The organism is Bradyrhizobium sp. 6(2017) (assembly GCF_011058295.2).
GTDB lineage: Bacteria > Pseudomonadota > Alphaproteobacteria > Rhizobiales > Xanthobacteraceae > Bradyrhizobium > Bradyrhizobium septentrionale.
The window spans coordinates 1,878,626-1,894,634 of record NZ_CP049289.2 but is presented as its reverse complement, the minus strand read 5'-3'; the positions used below and the strand labels follow the sequence as shown (position 1 = coordinate 1,894,634).

Annotated in this window: 13 protein-coding genes; 5 read left to right on the top strand and 8 right to left on the bottom strand. The window is 64.6% G+C overall.

Annotated features, from left to right (window positions below; genetic code table 11):
- The first annotated feature begins 296 nt into the window (after positions 1-296).
- Together G6P99_RS08985 and G6P99_RS08980 are read left to right on the top strand one after the other, a co-directional pair.
- Positions 297-3,116, top strand: coding sequence for a CHAT domain-containing tetratricopeptide repeat protein (locus G6P99_RS08985; RefSeq protein WP_165127823.1), 2,820 nt, complete (start codon positions 297-299; stop codon positions 3,114-3,116).
- A gap of 161 nt (positions 3,117-3,277) precedes the next feature.
- On the top strand, positions 3,278-3,514 hold the full coding sequence (locus tag G6P99_RS08980) for a hypothetical protein (protein WP_029082033.1): 237 nt from the start codon (positions 3,278-3,280) through the stop codon (positions 3,512-3,514).
- Between the two features lie 388 nt (positions 3,515-3,902).
- Here the strand turns inward: G6P99_RS08980 and rpoD are convergent, their stop codons facing one another.
- On the bottom strand, positions 3,903-6,035 hold the full coding sequence (gene rpoD / locus G6P99_RS08975; RefSeq protein WP_029082032.1) for an RNA polymerase sigma factor RpoD: 2,133 nt from the start codon (positions 6,033-6,035) through the stop codon (positions 3,903-3,905).
- Positions 6,036-6,285: 250 nt separating this feature from the next.
- On the bottom strand, positions 6,286-8,304 hold the full coding sequence (gene dnaG, locus G6P99_RS08970; protein ID WP_029082031.1) for a DNA primase: 2,019 nt from the start codon (positions 8,302-8,304) through the stop codon (positions 6,286-6,288).
- A gap of 208 nt (positions 8,305-8,512) precedes the next feature.
- On the opposite strand from dnaG, the gene G6P99_RS08965 reads away from it, so the two are divergent.
- The gene (locus G6P99_RS08965; protein WP_029082030.1) at positions 8,513-9,067 is read left to right on the top strand and encodes a chlorite dismutase family protein; all 555 of its coding nucleotides are present in this window, start codon (positions 8,513-8,515) and stop codon (positions 9,065-9,067) included.
- Positions 9,068-9,188: 121 nt separating this feature from the next.
- On the opposite strand, the gene G6P99_RS08960 is transcribed toward G6P99_RS08965, so the two are convergent.
- From G6P99_RS08960 to G6P99_RS08950, 3 genes are all read right to left on the bottom strand, one after another.
- On the bottom strand, positions 9,189-9,587 hold the full coding sequence (locus G6P99_RS08960) for a gamma-glutamylcyclotransferase family protein (protein WP_029082029.1): 399 nt from the start codon (positions 9,585-9,587) through the stop codon (positions 9,189-9,191).
- A gap of 107 nt (positions 9,588-9,694) precedes the next feature.
- Positions 9,695-10,507: a transglutaminase-like domain-containing protein gene (locus tag G6P99_RS08955; RefSeq protein ID WP_029082028.1), complete on the bottom strand. Its 813-nt coding sequence runs from the start codon at positions 10,505-10,507 to the stop codon at positions 9,695-9,697.
- Positions 10,508-10,509: 2 nt separating this feature from the next.
- Positions 10,510-11,412, bottom strand: a complete 903-nt coding sequence (locus G6P99_RS08950; RefSeq protein WP_035977179.1) for a transglutaminase family protein — start codon at positions 11,410-11,412, stop codon at positions 10,510-10,512.
- Between the two features lie 103 nt (positions 11,413-11,515).
- Here G6P99_RS08950 and G6P99_RS08945 point away from each other — a divergent pair, with 103 nt between their 5' ends.
- Positions 11,516-12,313: an N-formylglutamate amidohydrolase gene (locus tag G6P99_RS08945; protein WP_165127821.1), complete on the top strand. Its 798-nt coding sequence runs from the start codon at positions 11,516-11,518 to the stop codon at positions 12,311-12,313.
- Between the two features lie 157 nt (positions 12,314-12,470).
- Entirely contained in the window at positions 12,471-12,989 is a 519-nt protein-coding gene (gene lspA / locus G6P99_RS08940; protein ID WP_051346427.1) for a signal peptidase II, read from the top strand.
- Positions 12,990-13,316: 327 nt separating this feature from the next.
- On the opposite strand, the gene G6P99_RS08935 is transcribed toward lspA, so the two are convergent.
- The 3 genes from G6P99_RS08935 to G6P99_RS08925 form a co-directional block, all read right to left on the bottom strand.
- A complete protein-coding gene (locus tag G6P99_RS08935; RefSeq protein ID WP_414645563.1) occupies positions 13,317-13,481 on the bottom strand; it encodes a hypothetical protein in 165 nt (54 codons plus the stop codon).
- A 23-nt stretch (positions 13,482-13,504) separates the two neighbouring features.
- Positions 13,505-14,593, bottom strand: coding sequence for a PepSY-associated TM helix domain-containing protein (locus G6P99_RS08930; protein WP_245284724.1), 1,089 nt, complete (start codon positions 14,591-14,593; stop codon positions 13,505-13,507).
- Between the two features lie 309 nt (positions 14,594-14,902).
- On the bottom strand, positions 14,903-15,967 hold the full coding sequence (locus G6P99_RS08925; RefSeq protein WP_165127819.1) for a CobW family GTP-binding protein: 1,065 nt from the start codon (positions 15,965-15,967) through the stop codon (positions 14,903-14,905).
- Positions 15,968-16,009: the final 42 nt, after the last annotated feature.

Genomic DNA, 16,009 nt, shown 5'->3' with positions numbered 1-16,009 from the left:
GCCGTTCATCTGCGGGCGGTAACATCGTCCGATGGCAGGCAGCGCCGCCGGCATGCAAGCGACGCCGCGCCCAACCAACTGGGAAACCGTTCGGGGCACGGCGGATGAACGCCGAAGGCACCGTCCGCGACCAACGAGGACACATGCCGCGGGCCGGTCCGCGCTGACGCGCGACCGTCCGCCGTGTCTTGTTCATGCAAGGCTACGCCGCTAAAGCCAGGCCGGCTGGCTGCAACGACGCTGTCATTCGGGCGACACCATCCGATGACGGACTTCACGACGAGGATGTGCTGCCGATGACATCAGCCGGAGGATTTGTGCGCGCGCGCCGGGCTGCCGCATCCGTTGGCATCGTCCTCGCGCTCGGCGCGACCATCGCCGGACCACTCAGCACCGCCGCAGCGCAGGACACCCGCGCCAAACGCGCGCCGGCGCAAGGTGCAGGCAGCGCGCAGGCGATCACCGCGCAAATGAACAACGCCATCGCGCTGACGCGCGGCGGCAAGATCGACGCCGGCTATGCCCAGCTCAATGCCGCGCTCGACGCCGCGGACAGACTCGACGACGCCCAGTTCGTCATGGGGCAATATTACCAGGCGACCGCCACGCTGCGCGCGGTGAAGCGCGACGATCTCGCCGAGAAATTGTTCGCACGGGCGCTGCAGGGCAAGGCGGCGGCGCAATCGCCGCCCGGCAACGCCGACGTGCTGCTGTCATACGCCATCCTGATATCCGACCACGCCAGGATCGCCGAAGCGGTGCCGCTCTACATGAAGGCGATCACGGCCTACAACGCCTATTGGGGCGAAGGCTCCGAGGAATCGCTGATCGCCAACGACAAGCTCGCGGTCGCGCTGTCGGCCAACGGCTCGGCCGCGTCGGCGACCAATCTCGGCCGGCACAATCTCGAACTCTCCGAGAAGGCGCTGGGGCCCGACCACCGCACCACCTGGAAGCTCGCCAACAATTATGCCGACATGCTGCGCGAGATCGGGGCGCCGGCGAACGCGCTCGAGCTCGATCTGTTCGCGATCGAGAAGCGCGCCAAGCATTATGGCGAGAACCACCTCAACACGCTGGTCACGGTCAACAACGCCGGCCAGGATTTTCTCAATCTCGGCCGCTTCGACGATGCCCGCCGCTGTTTCCGCCGGCATCGCGCGATCGCGACCGTGCTCGCGCCGAACGATCCGAGTTTTGCGGGACAGGCTGATGCCTGGCTGTTCTACACCGACATGCTCGCCGCCGGCGACGCTGCGACGGCGGCACCCGATCTGGAGCGGCTGGAGGCGATCGTTGCCAACGAGGAAAATTTTGCGGATTTCCTGCGCATCAAGGCAGCTGGGCTGGCCGCCGCCAAGCGCGAACAGCGCGGCGATCCAGATGCGGGCATGCGGCTGCGCGAGACCGCGCTTGCGATCTCGACGCGGGCCTTCACCGCGCAGCATCCGGTGAGCTTCGAGATCAAGCTCGGCATCGCGACAGCCCTGATCGCTGTTGATCCGAACCGCGCGCTGCAGGCCTTCACCGCGCTCGATCGCGAGATGTTCGACTGGATGAAGCGCGAGGTCGGCACATCCGGCGATCGCGCCGTCGCGGAGGCGATCCGCGCCCATGCCGATCACCTGCTGTTCGCGTTCGGCCGCTTCGCCACCGGCGCCGGTTCATCGGTCGCGCAGCCGGCGTTTGCGAGCGCCGTGCTGCGCTGGAAGTCGCTCGGCGGCGGCGACGCCACGGCGCTGCGCCGGCTCGAGACGGAGGTCGCGGGCAAGGACGAGGAGACCGCGGCGCTGGTGCGCACCGCACTGCGGCTCAATGGCGAGAAGCAGGAGCTGTTCTCGTCGGGCAATATCGACGACTGGGCCAGATCAGTCTGGCAGCGGCAGGACGCGGCCGAGACGGCGCTGAACCAGCGGCTCGATGCGATCGGTATGAGGCCGCCGCGCGACCCGCTCCGCCCCGCGCAGCTGCTCGCCGGCGATGAGGCCGTCGTCAACTATTTCATCACGCGGCAATGGAAGGCGGATCGCCAGTCGAAGCAGCCGCTGGCGGCGACGGTGCTGTACGCTATCGTCGAGACCGCGCAGAGCGCGCCGCGCGTGGTCGATCTCGGCGATCCCGGCCGCATGGTCGATACGGGGGTGCGGATCGAGATCGCGCGGCTGCGCGCGACACGCGCCACCGTGCCTGATCTCGATGCCAGGCCACTCGATGCCAAGCCCCTCGATGTCAGGGGCCGCTTCCAGAACGTGCGCGAGCGGCTGTTCGCGCCGCTGGAGCCGCTGCTGCTGGACAAGACCACGCTCTATGTCGTGCCGGACGGCTTCCTGTTCGCCGTGCCGTTCTCGCTGCTGCCTGATACCGACGGCGGCCTGCTGGAGGACCGCTACGCGATCCGGATGCTGACCAGCCCCGACGCGCTGATCGCAATCCATGCCCGCGAGAAGCTCGACACGCGAGGAGCGATGCTGCTCGCCGGCGGCATCGAATACGGCCAGCCGGGGCCGATGCCGCTGCCCGGCACCAAGACCGAGATCGAGGCGATCGCAAGGCTCGCCCGCGCGCGCGGCGCGCCGGTCGAGATGCTGAGCGGGCGCGGCGTCAGCGAAGGCACGCTGCGCGAGGCGATCGGCAAGGCCCGCATCGCGCATCTGGCGACGCACGGCTTCTATCACGACAGCACGGCAAGTGGCCTCGACACGCTGTGGCAGAGCGGCATCGTGCTGTCGGGCGCCGGCGACAGCCGCTTTCCGCTGCGCGACGACGGCGACGGCTATCTCTATGCCTTCGAATTGATGGACTGGGATCTGTCCGGGCTCGATCTTCTGGTGCTGTCGGCCTGCGAGACCGGCCGCGGCGACGAGAGCTTCGTCAGCGGGCTTCGTGGGCTGCCGACCGCGCTCGGCATCGCCGGCGCGCGCCGCGCGCTGCTCACATTGTGGCCGGTCGCCGACGAAGGCACCGCGAATTTCACCGTCCGCTTCTACGAGCACCTCGCTGATGGACTGACCTATTCGGATGCGCTGCGCCAGACCCGGCGCGACGCGCGCGACGGCAAGATCGCCGGTGCCCGGGATTCCAGCGTGTGGGCGGCATTCGTGCTGTTCGAGGGCTGAGGCGGGCGCCTGATCGCACGGCTGGCGCGCGGTCCAAAATGAGCTGTGGGTTGCGGTTTACATGTCGCAAGACCGTCACCGTGCAATGGTGCAAGGCAGATCGGCGCGGAAATCCGCGTGATTTGCTTTGACAGCGCTGCCGGTATCGGGGACAAGCCGCCATGCCGAAAAAACCCGGAACCAATCCCAAAGGCGAATTCGCCTTCTTCAACGTCTTCTATGAAGACGGCTCGCAGCGCTCCAACCGCCGCGTGCCATCGGAGCTGCTGGGCGGGCTCGACGGCGACGAGCCGGTCCGCGCCTTCCTGCGCGACCAGGACCGCGAGATCGCCGAAAAGGGCGGCCGCCCGCCGCTCGAAATCAAGACCATCGAGCGCGTCGGGGTGAAGAAGAAGTAGCGGCGCGGGCGCGGCGCATCGTCAGACAGACGCATTTGCCGAATTGCACGCTCGATTAGCATCGGAGCAAGCGGCACCCCCTCTCCCCGCCCCTCCCCCGCAAGGGGGGGGAGCCCTCCCGCCGGTGCCTCACTCACATTTGCGACCACCGTGCAGCACGCAGCAGCGTGCCGCACGCGTCGTGACGCGAAGTACAATAAGCCACGCGCGACGTGAGGTGAGCACGCTCTCCACGCTCCCTCCCCCCTTGCGGGGGAGGGTTGGGGAGAGGGGTGGCCGCGGGTGCTGGCGCGTGAAATTTCGCGAGATCTCTACAAACAAAAACGGCGGGCCAAGCCCGCCGTTCTTGTCTCGATGGATTGCCGGGTCAAGCCCGGCAATGACAGCATCAGTTATCCAGGAAGCTCCGCAGCTTGCGGCTCCTGGACGGGTGCTTCAGCTTGCGCAGCGCCTTGGCTTCGATCTGGCGGATGCGTTCGCGGGTGACCGAGAATTGCTGGCCGACTTCTTCCAGCGTGTGGTCGGTGTTCATGCCGATGCCGAAGCGCATACGCAACACGCGCTCCTCGCGCGGCGTGAGCGAGGCCAGCACGCGCGTCGTGGTCTCGCGCAGATTGGACTGGATCGCGGCGTCGATCGGCAGGATCGCGTTCTTGTCCTCGATGAAATCGCCGAGATGCGAATCCTCCTCGTCACCAACCGGGGTTTCGAGCGACAGCGGCTCCTTGGCGATCTTGAGGACCTTGCGGACCTTCTCCAGCGGCATGCCGAGCTTCTCGGCGAGCTCTTCCGGGGTCGGCTCGCGGCCGATCTCGTTCAGCATCTGGCGCGAGGTGCGGACGATCTTGTTGATCGTCTCGATCATGTGCACGGGGATGCGGATGGTGCGGGCCTGGTCGGCGATCGAGCGGGTGATCGCCTGCCGGATCCACCAGGTGGCGTAGGTCGAGAACTTGTAGCCGCGGCGATACTCGAACTTGTCGACCGCCTTCATCAGGCCGATATTGCCTTCCTGGATCAGGTCGAGGAACTGCAGGCCGCGGTTGGTGTACTTCTTGGCGATCGAGATCACGAGACGGAGGTTGGCTTCCACCATCTCCTTCTTGGCCTGACGAGCCTCGCGCTCGCCCTTCTGCACGCCGTGCACGATCTTGCGGAATTCGCCGATCTCGAGCCCGGTGAGCGCCGCCAGCGACTGGATCTCGTGGCGCAGGTCCTTGATGCGGTCCTTCTCGTGATGGACGAAGTTCTTCCAGCCCTTGGCCGACAGCTTCGAGACACGGTTGAGCCAGCGCGGATCGAGCTCCGAGCCCTGGTAGTTGCGCAGGAAATCTTCGCGCGCGACGCCGTGGCTGTCGCCGAGGCGCAGCAGGCGGCCCTCGAACGAGACCAGCTTTTTGTTGATGTCGTAGAGCTGCTCGACCAGCGAATCGATGCGGGCCTGGTTGAGGCGCAGCGACTTCACCTCGACGATGATCTCGTCCTTCAGCTTCTTGTACTTGCGCTCCTGCGAGGGCGACAGCGACTCGCTCTGCAGCTGGTTGGCGATGTCCTGCTCCTGCAGGCGGCGCAGCTTCTTGTACTCGGACGCGATCTTGTCGAAGGTCTCGACCACCTTCGGCTTCAGCTCGGCCTCGATGGCGGCGAGCGACATCTGGTTCTCGAACTCGTCGTCGTCCATGTCGGCTTCGGCCGCGGCCTCGCCGGGATCCTTCTCCTCGGTGGCGGCTTCGCCACCGGCGGGCGCAGCGCGGAACGGGGTCGGCGACGGCGGCGCGGCGGGCGGCGCGACCAAGGCGGGCGCGGCGGCCTGCGCATCGCCGCCATTGCCTTCAGCGGCGGCGCCCTCGGCGCCGTTGTTGCCGATCAGGTTCGGATTGATGCCGCCCTTCGACTCCGGCCCGGCATAGGTCGCTTCGAGATCGATGATGTCGCGGAGGAAGATCTTTCCTTCGTTGAGCTCGTCGCGCCAGATGATGATGGCCTGGAAGGTAAGCGGGCTTTCGCAGAGGCCCGCGATCATCGCCTCGCGGCCGGCCTCGATGCGTTTTGCAATTGCGATTTCGCCCTCGCGGGAGAGCAATTCCACCGTGCCCATCTCGCGCAGATACATCCGCACGGGATCGTCGGTGCGCTCGCCGGGCTCCGACTTCTTGACCTCGGTGACGGCCTTCTGCGTGACCTCGACAAGCTCGTTGTCGGTCTCGTCGTCGCCGTCGTCCTTCTCGTCCTCGCCCTCAGAGTCGTCAGCTTCAGTGACGTTGATGCCCATGTCGGAGAGCATCGACATGATGTCTTCGATCTGTTCGGGCGAGGTGGTGTCGGAGGGAAGCACTTCGTTGAGCTGATCGAAGGTCACGAAGCCGCGCTTCTTGGCCTGCTTGATCATCTTCTTCACCGCGGCATCCGACAGGTCGAGCAACGGCGACGGCGCGTCAGCGGAATCCTTCTCAGGAGCGTCCGCTGCCTTGTCGTCTTTTTCCTTGTCCTTAACCTGCAGCGTCTTTGCCTTGGTGGCCATTCACTAAGCTCCCGAAACGCGGTCGTGCAAAATGGTGCCACGCACGCATGTTTACACGCTATCTAGAATTACTCTCGACGCACAAAGGGCGGCGCAAGAAATCGCCACCCCTGTCATCCGTCTCGATGGTTTCCATCTGCAATAGCCGCGAGGCTATTAAGTTTCGCTTAACCCTGTTTTTGCAGCCAAACCATGGATTTGGCGAGTCTTTTTGCGGGTTCGGCCAGCGCCGTCCGCAGCATTTTTGTTATCAGACATTACGCTGGAACCGGCCCGATAATTCCCCGAATCCCTCAATCAGGGCTTCGGTCCCATCGGCTTCTGCCATCCGGGCCTGGATATCCTGCAACCATGCCAGATTGGCCTCGCTGGAGTCCTCAGCCAACGCCACTTCCGCATCTTTTCTCTCCCTAAGTAGGGCGTGGGTTTTCTGATGCAAGGCAACGAGTTGACGCCAGGTCGATAAAACATCCTCGCGCGCTGCGCCGATCTGCGCGCCCCACACCGCCTGGGTTGTGATTGATCGATCAACCCTTTGAAGAATCTGTAATAATCCGCCTGCTTCGAGGTCGGCCCGCATCTTTTCGGCCTGCTCCTCGACATCAGGGGAGTGGTGATGGTCGTGGGCAAAGGCCGCGATGATGGCCGCCCGCAGCTTGTGGACCTCGGGATGGGCGAGCTCGAGGGCGGCGACCTCCTCGAGATGGTCGTGCAGCAGCCAGGGGTGGTTGATCAGGGATTGCAGGATCAGCGCCTCGCGGCGGGAGATCGCGCTGCGCTGGCCGCGCATGATCGGGCTGTTGGCAAGCTGGGGGCTCGCCGCCTGATAGGGCCCCCGTGAAATCCCGGGGGTGACGCCGCCTTTGGCGCCAAACCGGCTGGCTTGGCCCCCTTGGGCCGGGCCGCGGGGGGCAAATTGGCGGGGTGATTCGCCGCCCCGGCCGCCGCCGAAATTGCCCCTGCCGTAGCCGCCGCGGCCATAACCGCCCCGGCCGCCCTCCGGGGCAAAATTGCGTTGCAGCCGCTCCTGCAGGTCCTGGCGATAATAGCGGCGCACCACCTCGTCGCGGATGCCGTTGGTCAATTCGCCGATCCGCGCCTCCAGTGCCGCGCGGCGCTCCGGCGTGTCGAAATTGCCGCCCTCGATCTCGCGCGACCAGATCATCTCGGCGAGCGGCCGCGCGGCTGATATCACGTCCTCGACCGCGCCACGGCCGCCGGAGCGGGCGAGATCGTCGGGGTCCTGGCCTTCCGGCAGCAGCGCAAAGCGGAGGCTTTTTCCCGGCTTGAGCTGCGGCAAAGCGATGTCCGCAGCACGATAAGCCGCCTTCTGCCCGGCGCGGTCGCCGTCGAAGCAGAGGATCGGCTCGTCGACCATCTTCCAGAGCAGGCCGAGCTGGTTCTCGGTCAGCGCGGTGCCGAGCGGCGCGACGGCGCCGGGAAAGCCCGACGTGACCATCGCGATGACGTCGACATAGCCCTCGACGACGATCAGCTGTGCGCCGTCATGCGCGGCCTGCCGCGCGGTGAACAGATTGTAGAGATTGTCGCCCTTGTGAAACAGCGTGGTTTCCGGCGAATTCAGGTATTTTGCCGGAACGTCCTTTTCCAGCGCGCGGCCGCCGAACGCGATGACGCGGCCGCGCGCATCCGTGATCGGGAACATGACGCGGTCGCGGAAGCGATCGAACGGCACCGGCTTGTCCTCGCCGGACACCAAGAGCCCGGCCTCCACCATGTCCTCGGTGGAGATGCCCTGCCCGCCGAGATGCTCCTTCAGCGCGAAGCGATCCGGCGGCGCATAGCCCATCCGGAACTGGAGCTGGGTTGCCGGCGAGATGCTGCGGTCGGCGAGGTAGCCGCGCGCCTTGGCGCCGTTGCGCGAGGCCAGCGTGTCGGCGAAGAATTTTGTCGCGAGTTCCATCACGTCGTGCAGGGTGCGGCGATGCTGCTCGTGCCGCGCTGCATCGGGCGTCACGGCCGGCAACGGAACGCCCGCCATCGCGGCGAGGCGTTCCACCGCCTCGGGGAAAGTCACGCCCTCGGTCTTCATCAGGAAGTCGAAGATGTTGCCATTCAGCCCGGACGAGAAGTCGAACCAGGCCTGCTTCTGGTCGTTGACGAAGAACGACGGCGTCTTCTCCTGCTGGAACGGCGACAGCCCCTTCCACTCCCGCCCGGCCTTCTTGAGCTTGACGCGCCTGCCCACGACTTCCGAGACCGGAAGCCGGGCGCGCAACTCATCGAGGAATTCGGGCGTGAAACGCATCAGTTTGATTCTGGGCTCGGGCGACGAATCGCGGACAACCGGTTAGCCATATAGCGGGATGGCCCGGCATGACGAACAATGTGGGGCTTTTCCGGGCTATTCACAGGCTGGTCTGTCGGGCCCGGTCGAGCGGGCTACCCCTGAATTCACGGTGGAGAGCCGTTTCAGCCAACTTGAACCTTCCCCGCTTCCGGGATTGGATAGCGCCATGTTCACGACGTTCAGAGGCGGACAGAGCGGCGGCTGGAAGGTCACTTCCATCACGCGGGTGAAGGGCGAGACCTTGCCGAAGGTCGAGGCGCTCTCGGTGATCTCGAGTGACGCGATCGCGCTGCCGCTGTTGCCGGCGCAGACCTCCTGGCGGCTGGCCGGCGTCGCGAGCCATTTGCGCTACACCGAGAAGGAGGAGCGCGAGAAGCTCGCCGCCGTGCAGGCCGCTCTCGGCCGCAGCGAGGCGACGCATGCGGCGCTGATCCCGATCAGGAAATCCGCTGCCTGGTGGGAGCTCACGCAGGAGGAGCGCCGCAAGATCTTCGAGGACAAGTCGCACCACATCGCAGACACCATGAAATTCCTGCCGGCGATCGCCCGCCAGCTGTTTCACGCCCGCGACCTCGGCATGCCCTTCGACTTCCTGACCTGGTTCGAATTCGCGCCCGAACATGTCAGCCTGTTCGACGAACTGGTCGGCGTGCTGCGCGCAACCGAGGAATGGACCTTCGTCGAGCGCGAGGTCGACATCCGCGTGGTGCGGGAAGTGTAACATCTCCCTCCGTCATTGCCGGGCTTGACCCGGCAATCCGTCAAACCAAGGACTCTCGCGAAGTGAGATGGATGCCCGGGTCAAGCCCGGGCATGACGACATATGCCGTTACACCTGCGCGCTAATGCTCGATAAACTTTCCTGACGCGATCCGCGGCAGCTCCGTGACCGGCCAGTTGTAGAAATAGGTCCACGCCTCGCTCGCGCTGCCGTCGGCGCGCGTGACCTTCAGCATCTCGCGGACATATTCGGTCGGCGGCGGAAATCCTTCGCCGCAGGCCTCGTACATGTCGAATTCACGCAGCATGGCCTCGCGCTCGCGCAAGCGGAACAATTCACCGTGCACGATGTCGGCCGGATCATCCGACGCCACCAGGCCCGGATAGTGCTTCACCAGATAGAGCCGGCCGCGGCACTGCGCCGGCCCGAGGAATTCGGCATTGCCTGCAAGCAGCTTCGCCATCGGATGGTCGAAGCCGCGCATCAGCGTGCCATAGACGAAGAGAAGATCGGAGATCATTGTTACCTGGTCATTCCGGGGCGATGCGCAGCATCGAACCCGGAATCTCGAGATTCCGGGTTCGCGTCTGCGACGCGCCCCGGAATGACAGAAAAATCCAGGGGACGCTAGGCCGCCGCAACCTCATCCGTCACCACGACGAACTTCGCCAGCGTCATGCGGCCAAAGCTCGTGGTGAGGGCTACGTCGGCGGCGTCGCGGCCGGTCGCCATCAGGATGCGGCCGATCCGCGGCGTGTTGTGGCGGGCATCGAAGGTGTACCACTGGCCGGACAGATAGACCTCGAACCAGCCGGAGAAATCCATCGGCGCGGGATCCGGCGGCACGCCGATGTCACCGAGATAGCCGGTGCAGTAACGCGCCGGAATGCCCATGCAGCGGCAGAAGGTGAGCGCCAGATGCGCAAAGTCGCGGCAGACGCCGGCGCGGCTTTCATAGACATCATGCGCCGACTTCATGTGATGGGCGTGCTCGTAGCCGAACGTCACGTGGCGATGCACGAAATCGGTGATCGCCTGCACCCGCGCCCAGCCGGGCTGTGTGTTGCCGAACAGCGACCAGGCGATGTCGGTCAGCTTGTCGGTCTCGCAATAGCGGCTCGGCATCAGATAGAGCAGCATATCGTCAGGCAGCTGCTCGATCGGGACCTGCTGCGCCGCCGGATTGACGACGTCAGGCAATCCGGAATCGCGCACCAGCGCGCTGCCACGGAAGGTGACGCCACCGGCTGGCGCGACGAGACGCCCACAGACATTGCCAAAGCCGTCGCGATACAGGCCGAACGGCACGTCTGGCTCGGTCACGATCTGCTCTGTGCCTACGATGTCCGCGTAGCGCGACGGATGGATCGACAGCATCATCACCATCGGCGTCGGCTGCGGAGCCGTGTAGGTGATCTCGAAGCCGACCCTGATCTGCATCGTCAGACTGCCTCCCGCTCCGTTACGCTCTCGCCGACCGACACGACCTTGATGTCGACGTCCATGCGCTGGAAGGCGTCAGGCGGGCCAAGATAGACCCCGTGCAGCGGGACCGCCTGGCGCGGATCGCGCGCCACAGCGACGCGGATCAGATCGCGCGTGCCGACGATGCCGTTGGTCGGATCGAACTCGATCCAGCCGGCGCTCGGCAGATAGACCTGCACCCAGGCATGGGTCGAGCCGCCGCCGACATAGCCATGCGCGCTGTCTGTGGGCATCGCGAGATAGCCGGAGACGAAGCGCGCGGCGAAGCCGAGCCGGCGCAGCGCCTCGATCATCAACAGCGCATAGTCGCGGCAGGTGCCGGACTTCGTCTGCAGCGTGTCGAGCGGATGCTGGGTGCCATGTTCGTGGCGCTTGCGATAGCTAAAGCTCTCGCGGATACCATGGGTCATGCCGCTCAGGATATTGAAAGTCGGCGTCGGAGCCTCGACATCCAGGAAGCGCCGCGCCCAGGCCGACAGTTCGCCGTTCGGGTCGCCATATTGCGGCGTGACGAACTGCTGCAGATCGGGGAATTCCTCATCGTCGTAGAGAAACGGATAGAAGTAGGCGGCGTCGTCAGGCGTCAGCGCGAATGTGTCGGCCGGATTGTGCTCCACCGTCGCGGTCGAGACGAATGTCAGCGTGTCGGCGCGCTCGTCGAAGCCGGCGATCGCCGTACTGTTGCCGAACACGTCGTGAATCCAGCGCAGCGACATCGGCTGCGGATCGATCACAAGCGCACTGTCGAGCACGCGCAGATCGTGGCCGTCGCGGGGACGCAGCATGATGCGGTGTTCGCCGAACGCCACCGGGCGCGCGTAGCGATAAACGGTCTTGTGATGAATAGTCAGCAGCGGCATCTTCAAACAATCATCGTGATTTCGGACCGCTTAATCTATAGAGAATGCTGCTCGATTCCAGACCAGCATGCCCCTTGAATAGGCAAAGTTGAGGAAAAGGCCCTTGAATTACGGCGGTGATCCATCGTTCCTGCTCGCAAGCACCGACGTTTCACCGGTTCTTGAACATAATGCCTCCGGCCGCTCGCCGTTCCTGTTCACCTGCGATCATTACGGCAGGCTGATTCCCTCTCCGCTCGGCGACCTCGGCCTGCCCGCAAGCGAGCTCGCGCGGCACATCGCCTGGGACATCGGTATCGCCGGCGTCGCCGAACAGCTCTCCGACCGGCTCAATGCGCATTTGATCGCGCAGCGCTATTCGCGGCTCGTGATCGACTGCAACCGTCCGCCGCATGTCGCAAGCGCGATCCCGCTGATCAGCGAGGCCACCACCGTGCCGGGCAACGAGGGCCTGTCGCGCGAGGCCGCCGAGATGCGCCGCGCGCAGATCTTCGATCCCTATCACCGGCGCATCGACGAGATCATCGACGCGCGTGCGCGTCAGGGCATGCCGACAGTGCTGGTGTCGCTGCACAGCTTCACGCCGGTTTATGCCGGCATCGCCCGTCCCTGGCACATCGGCACGCTCTACCACCGCGACACGGTGCTGCCGCCGCTTCTGTTGAAGCAGCTGCGCAACGAGGGCGATCTCGTGGTCGGCGACAATGAGCCCTATGCGGTCAGCGACGAGACCGATTACACGATCCCGGCGCATGGCGAGAAGCGCGGCCTGATGAATTCCGGCATCGAGATCCGCCAGGACCTGATCTGCGACCAGGCCGGCGAGACCGCATGGGCCGAGCGGCTGGCGCGCGTGCTCGGCGAGATCGAGACGGCGCTGCGCGCGGAAGCGCTGATCTAGGACGTCGTCTCACGAGCGCATGATTTAGTATCCGGTTCGGAAGCTTGAATCACGGGCGTCCGGTTAAATACAACACCCCGGACCTTCGCAGGATGACTGTTGCTTTCGAGGCGAGGCCGGTATGGTTCGACTGCCCATCAGGCCGGACAATTTGAGCATGCCTCACAAGCCGTCACACGTCAGCCTCCACTGGGCCTGGTTGATCGTTCTTATCGTGCTGCTGGATCAAGGCACGAAGCAGCTTGTTGTCAGTTTGCTGCAACCCGACCGCTCGATGGTCATATTGCCGTCGGTCGAGTTCGTGTTGTCTTACAACAAGGGCATCTCGTTCAGCTTCCTCCAGTTTGTGGACGATGCACAGCGCTGGCCGCTGGTCGGCCTGTCTGTTCTAGCCTCTGGGCTGCTCGGTTGGTGGCTCGCTCGCGTACCTTCTGGCAAGCCAGTCTTGGCAATTGGCCTCACTCTGATCATTGGCGGGGCGCTCAGCAATATGTTGGATCGCGCCCGAATCGGTTCGGTGATCGACTTCGTTCACGTTTCTTACAAGGATTGGTCGTTCGCCATATTCAACCTCGCTGATGCGGCCATAACGAGCGGCGCCATCGCTGCCTTAGTATCCCCATATCTGGAGACGCCTGACGTTTACGCGGACAGGGAGCGCGATCCCGCTAACTGATCTTTTGACTACGTACTTGGCTGCCGCGGATGAAGCCGCCGCTTTTTCGGTGAGCGTCGGTCCGACGCTGTCTTGCGCTTCTTGGCCGAGGTCGGCGCGACCCTGGATTTACGGACCGCCTCGATCGCGGCGGCCGTACCGACGCAACCGTGGCAGATGATCTGTGGCGCTTTCACCGGCGCGACGCCGCATGCCAGGCACTTGCGCGGTGGCGACTGCTTTTTCGATTTCTTACGCATCTCGGCGGTTGAGAACACCACAGAGATGCGCATATTCCGATTGAACTTGGCCGCCCATCGCTTCGAGCAGCGATCAGGCTGGGCCCGATCAATTCGGCCGGCGCCGCCAGATGAACGCCAGGTAGAGCAGCACTGGCAGGCCGAGCGCCGCCCATGAGACGGCATCCCACCAGCCGTCACCGACAAGTGCGCTGATCAATCCCGCCGTGCTCACGATCGCGATGACGAGCGGCGCGGCGAAGATCTGGGTCACGGAGCGATGCGAGACCATGCTGATCACGACGAGAGCGCAGGGGTGTCGATGGAGGCGGCGTTGGCGATGGCGCGTTCCTGGCTCACGCACGCCTTGCGGCGGCGCCACCACAGATACACGCCGGTCACGAGGATGAAGATGGTGAGGATATCGAGCAGCGCCCAAACGATCTTGAGCGGCATGCCGCCATAGTCGCCGAAATGCAGCGGCTGCGAGACGAACAACGTCGTCACGTACCAGGGCATGTCGCGGCTGTCGGTCAGCTTGCCGGTTTCCGCATCGATCAGCGCCGGCTTCAGCAGTCGCGAGGTCAGCGGCGTATCGCCGCGCAGGAAGACCGCATAATGGCTCTTGCTGCTGAAGGTCGTGCCTGGGAACGCGACGAAGCTCGGCGTCATTCCGGGCACCGCATGCTTGGCCACCTCAACCGCAGCATTCAGCGAGGTCAGCCTCATAGGCACCGGCCGGTCGCGATACTGCGCAGTCATTTCCGCGAGCTGGCCGAATTGCCACATCTTCACGACGAGATCGGCCCAGGTGTTGATGACCCCGGTGAAACCGACGACCAGCGTCCAGGCGACCAGCAGGATGCCGGCGAGATTGTGGACATCGAGCCAGCGCACGACGCGGGTCCGCTGCGCACGATAGGCGCCGAAACGCAGCTTCCGCATCGACGGCGCATAGACCACGATGCCGGAAACGATCGCAACACAGAACAGGATCCCCATCAGTCCGAGGAAGAGCTTGCCGGGCAGGCCCGCGAACATGTCGGTGTGCAGCTTCAGCATGATGTAGGTGAAGCGGCCGGTGACATCGGGGGCATCGAGATAGGCGCCGCTATGCGTATCCATCCGGACCAAGAGGTTGTTGGTCGGATCGGCATCGATCGTCGGACCGACGCTGACCCACATCGCGCCGGGTTCGTCGCGATCCCAGATCAGGAAGTGAGGCACCTTGCCCGGCGCCCGCACCAGCGCGTTGCCAAGCAGATGATCGAGATTGGCCGGCGGCGTGCCCGCCGGCACCTCGGCCGGCTTGACCTGATTGTGCAGGAGATCATCGATCTCTTCGTGGAAGATCAGCGGCAGGCCGGTGATGCACAACAGCAGCATGAACAAGGTGCAGATCAGGCTGGTCCATTTGTGGACGGCGCCCCATCGCCGCAGGGAAGTGGTGGTCGCAGTCAATTTCCGTCGCCTAATTCTAGGTACGCTTTTCCTCGCCGTCACTACCACGACGAAGGATGCGTACAGCCGCTCGGGAATTAGAACTCGTCCAGTGTTGGACTTATCGTTGATCCGTGTTGCGAGCTCGCAACGCGTACGCAGTAAAACCGCGACAATGCGCCTCGGATTTTTTCGACCGCTTCTAAGGATCGTTCTAAATCGCGGCCCGCTGCGCGGCACGCAACCGGCGGAGCCTCACGCCGGCACGCGGCCCGCTTCCCACAGCGCCATCACCTCGTGGCGCGTGATGTCGCGGGTGATGAACACGATGCGCGAGCGGCGATCGGCATCGGGCCATTTGGCGAGCGCGACCGGCGGGTGGAAGATATGGTGCACGCCGTGGATCGCGACCGGCGTCGTCTCGCCGTGCAGGTTGAGGATGCCCTTGACCCGCAACAGATCCTCGCCGCGCGCGTTGCGCAGATAGGCGAGCCACTGTGAAACCGCCATCCAGTCGAGCGGCTCATCGAACGCGAGCACAAAGCTCGTGATCGCGGCATCGTGGCTGTGATGGCCGTCGTGATCGTGATGGTCACGTGCGGCGTGCCCATGCCCTTCCCCGCAGGACCCCGCGAACGCCTGCTCGTTCAGCCAGCGTGCGACGTCAGCCGTCTTCTTTTCGGGATCGACCAGGGCGGCACCGAACAGCCTGGCGGGATCGATCTCGCCATGCGCCACGCGCTCGATCCGCGCCGCCGGATTGAGGCGGTGAAGCCGCGCCTCCAATGCGTCAATGTCATTGACCAAATCAGATTTGGTGATCAGCAGACGGTCGGCCAGCGCCACCTGTTTCACTGCTTCATATTGCCGATCGAGCTGGCGATCGGCGTTGGCGGCATCGACCGTCGTCACGACCGCATCGAGCCGCAGGAAATGCGACACCAGCGGATTGTTGAGCAGGAGCTGCACGATCGGCGCGGGATCGGCCAGCCCCGTGGTCTCGACCAGAATCCGCCCGAACGGCGGCACCTCGCCTCGATCGCGCCGCACCAGCAGCGCGCGCAGCGTCTCCTCGAGATCGCTGCGGATTGTGCAGCAAATACAACCGCTCGCGAGCACCGCAACCTCGCCATCGACACGCTCGACAAGCAGATGATCGAGCGCGACCTCGCCATATTCGTTGATCACGACGGCGCTGTCGCTCATCGCCTCGTGACGCAACAGATGATTGAGCAGGGTCGTCTTGCCGCTGCCGAGAAAGCCGGTGATGACCGACACCGGCAGCCGATCGGCGGACTTGTCGTTCTCGAACAGGCTCATGGACGCGCGTCCCACCGTCATCGTTTTGTCGCTGGACAACAG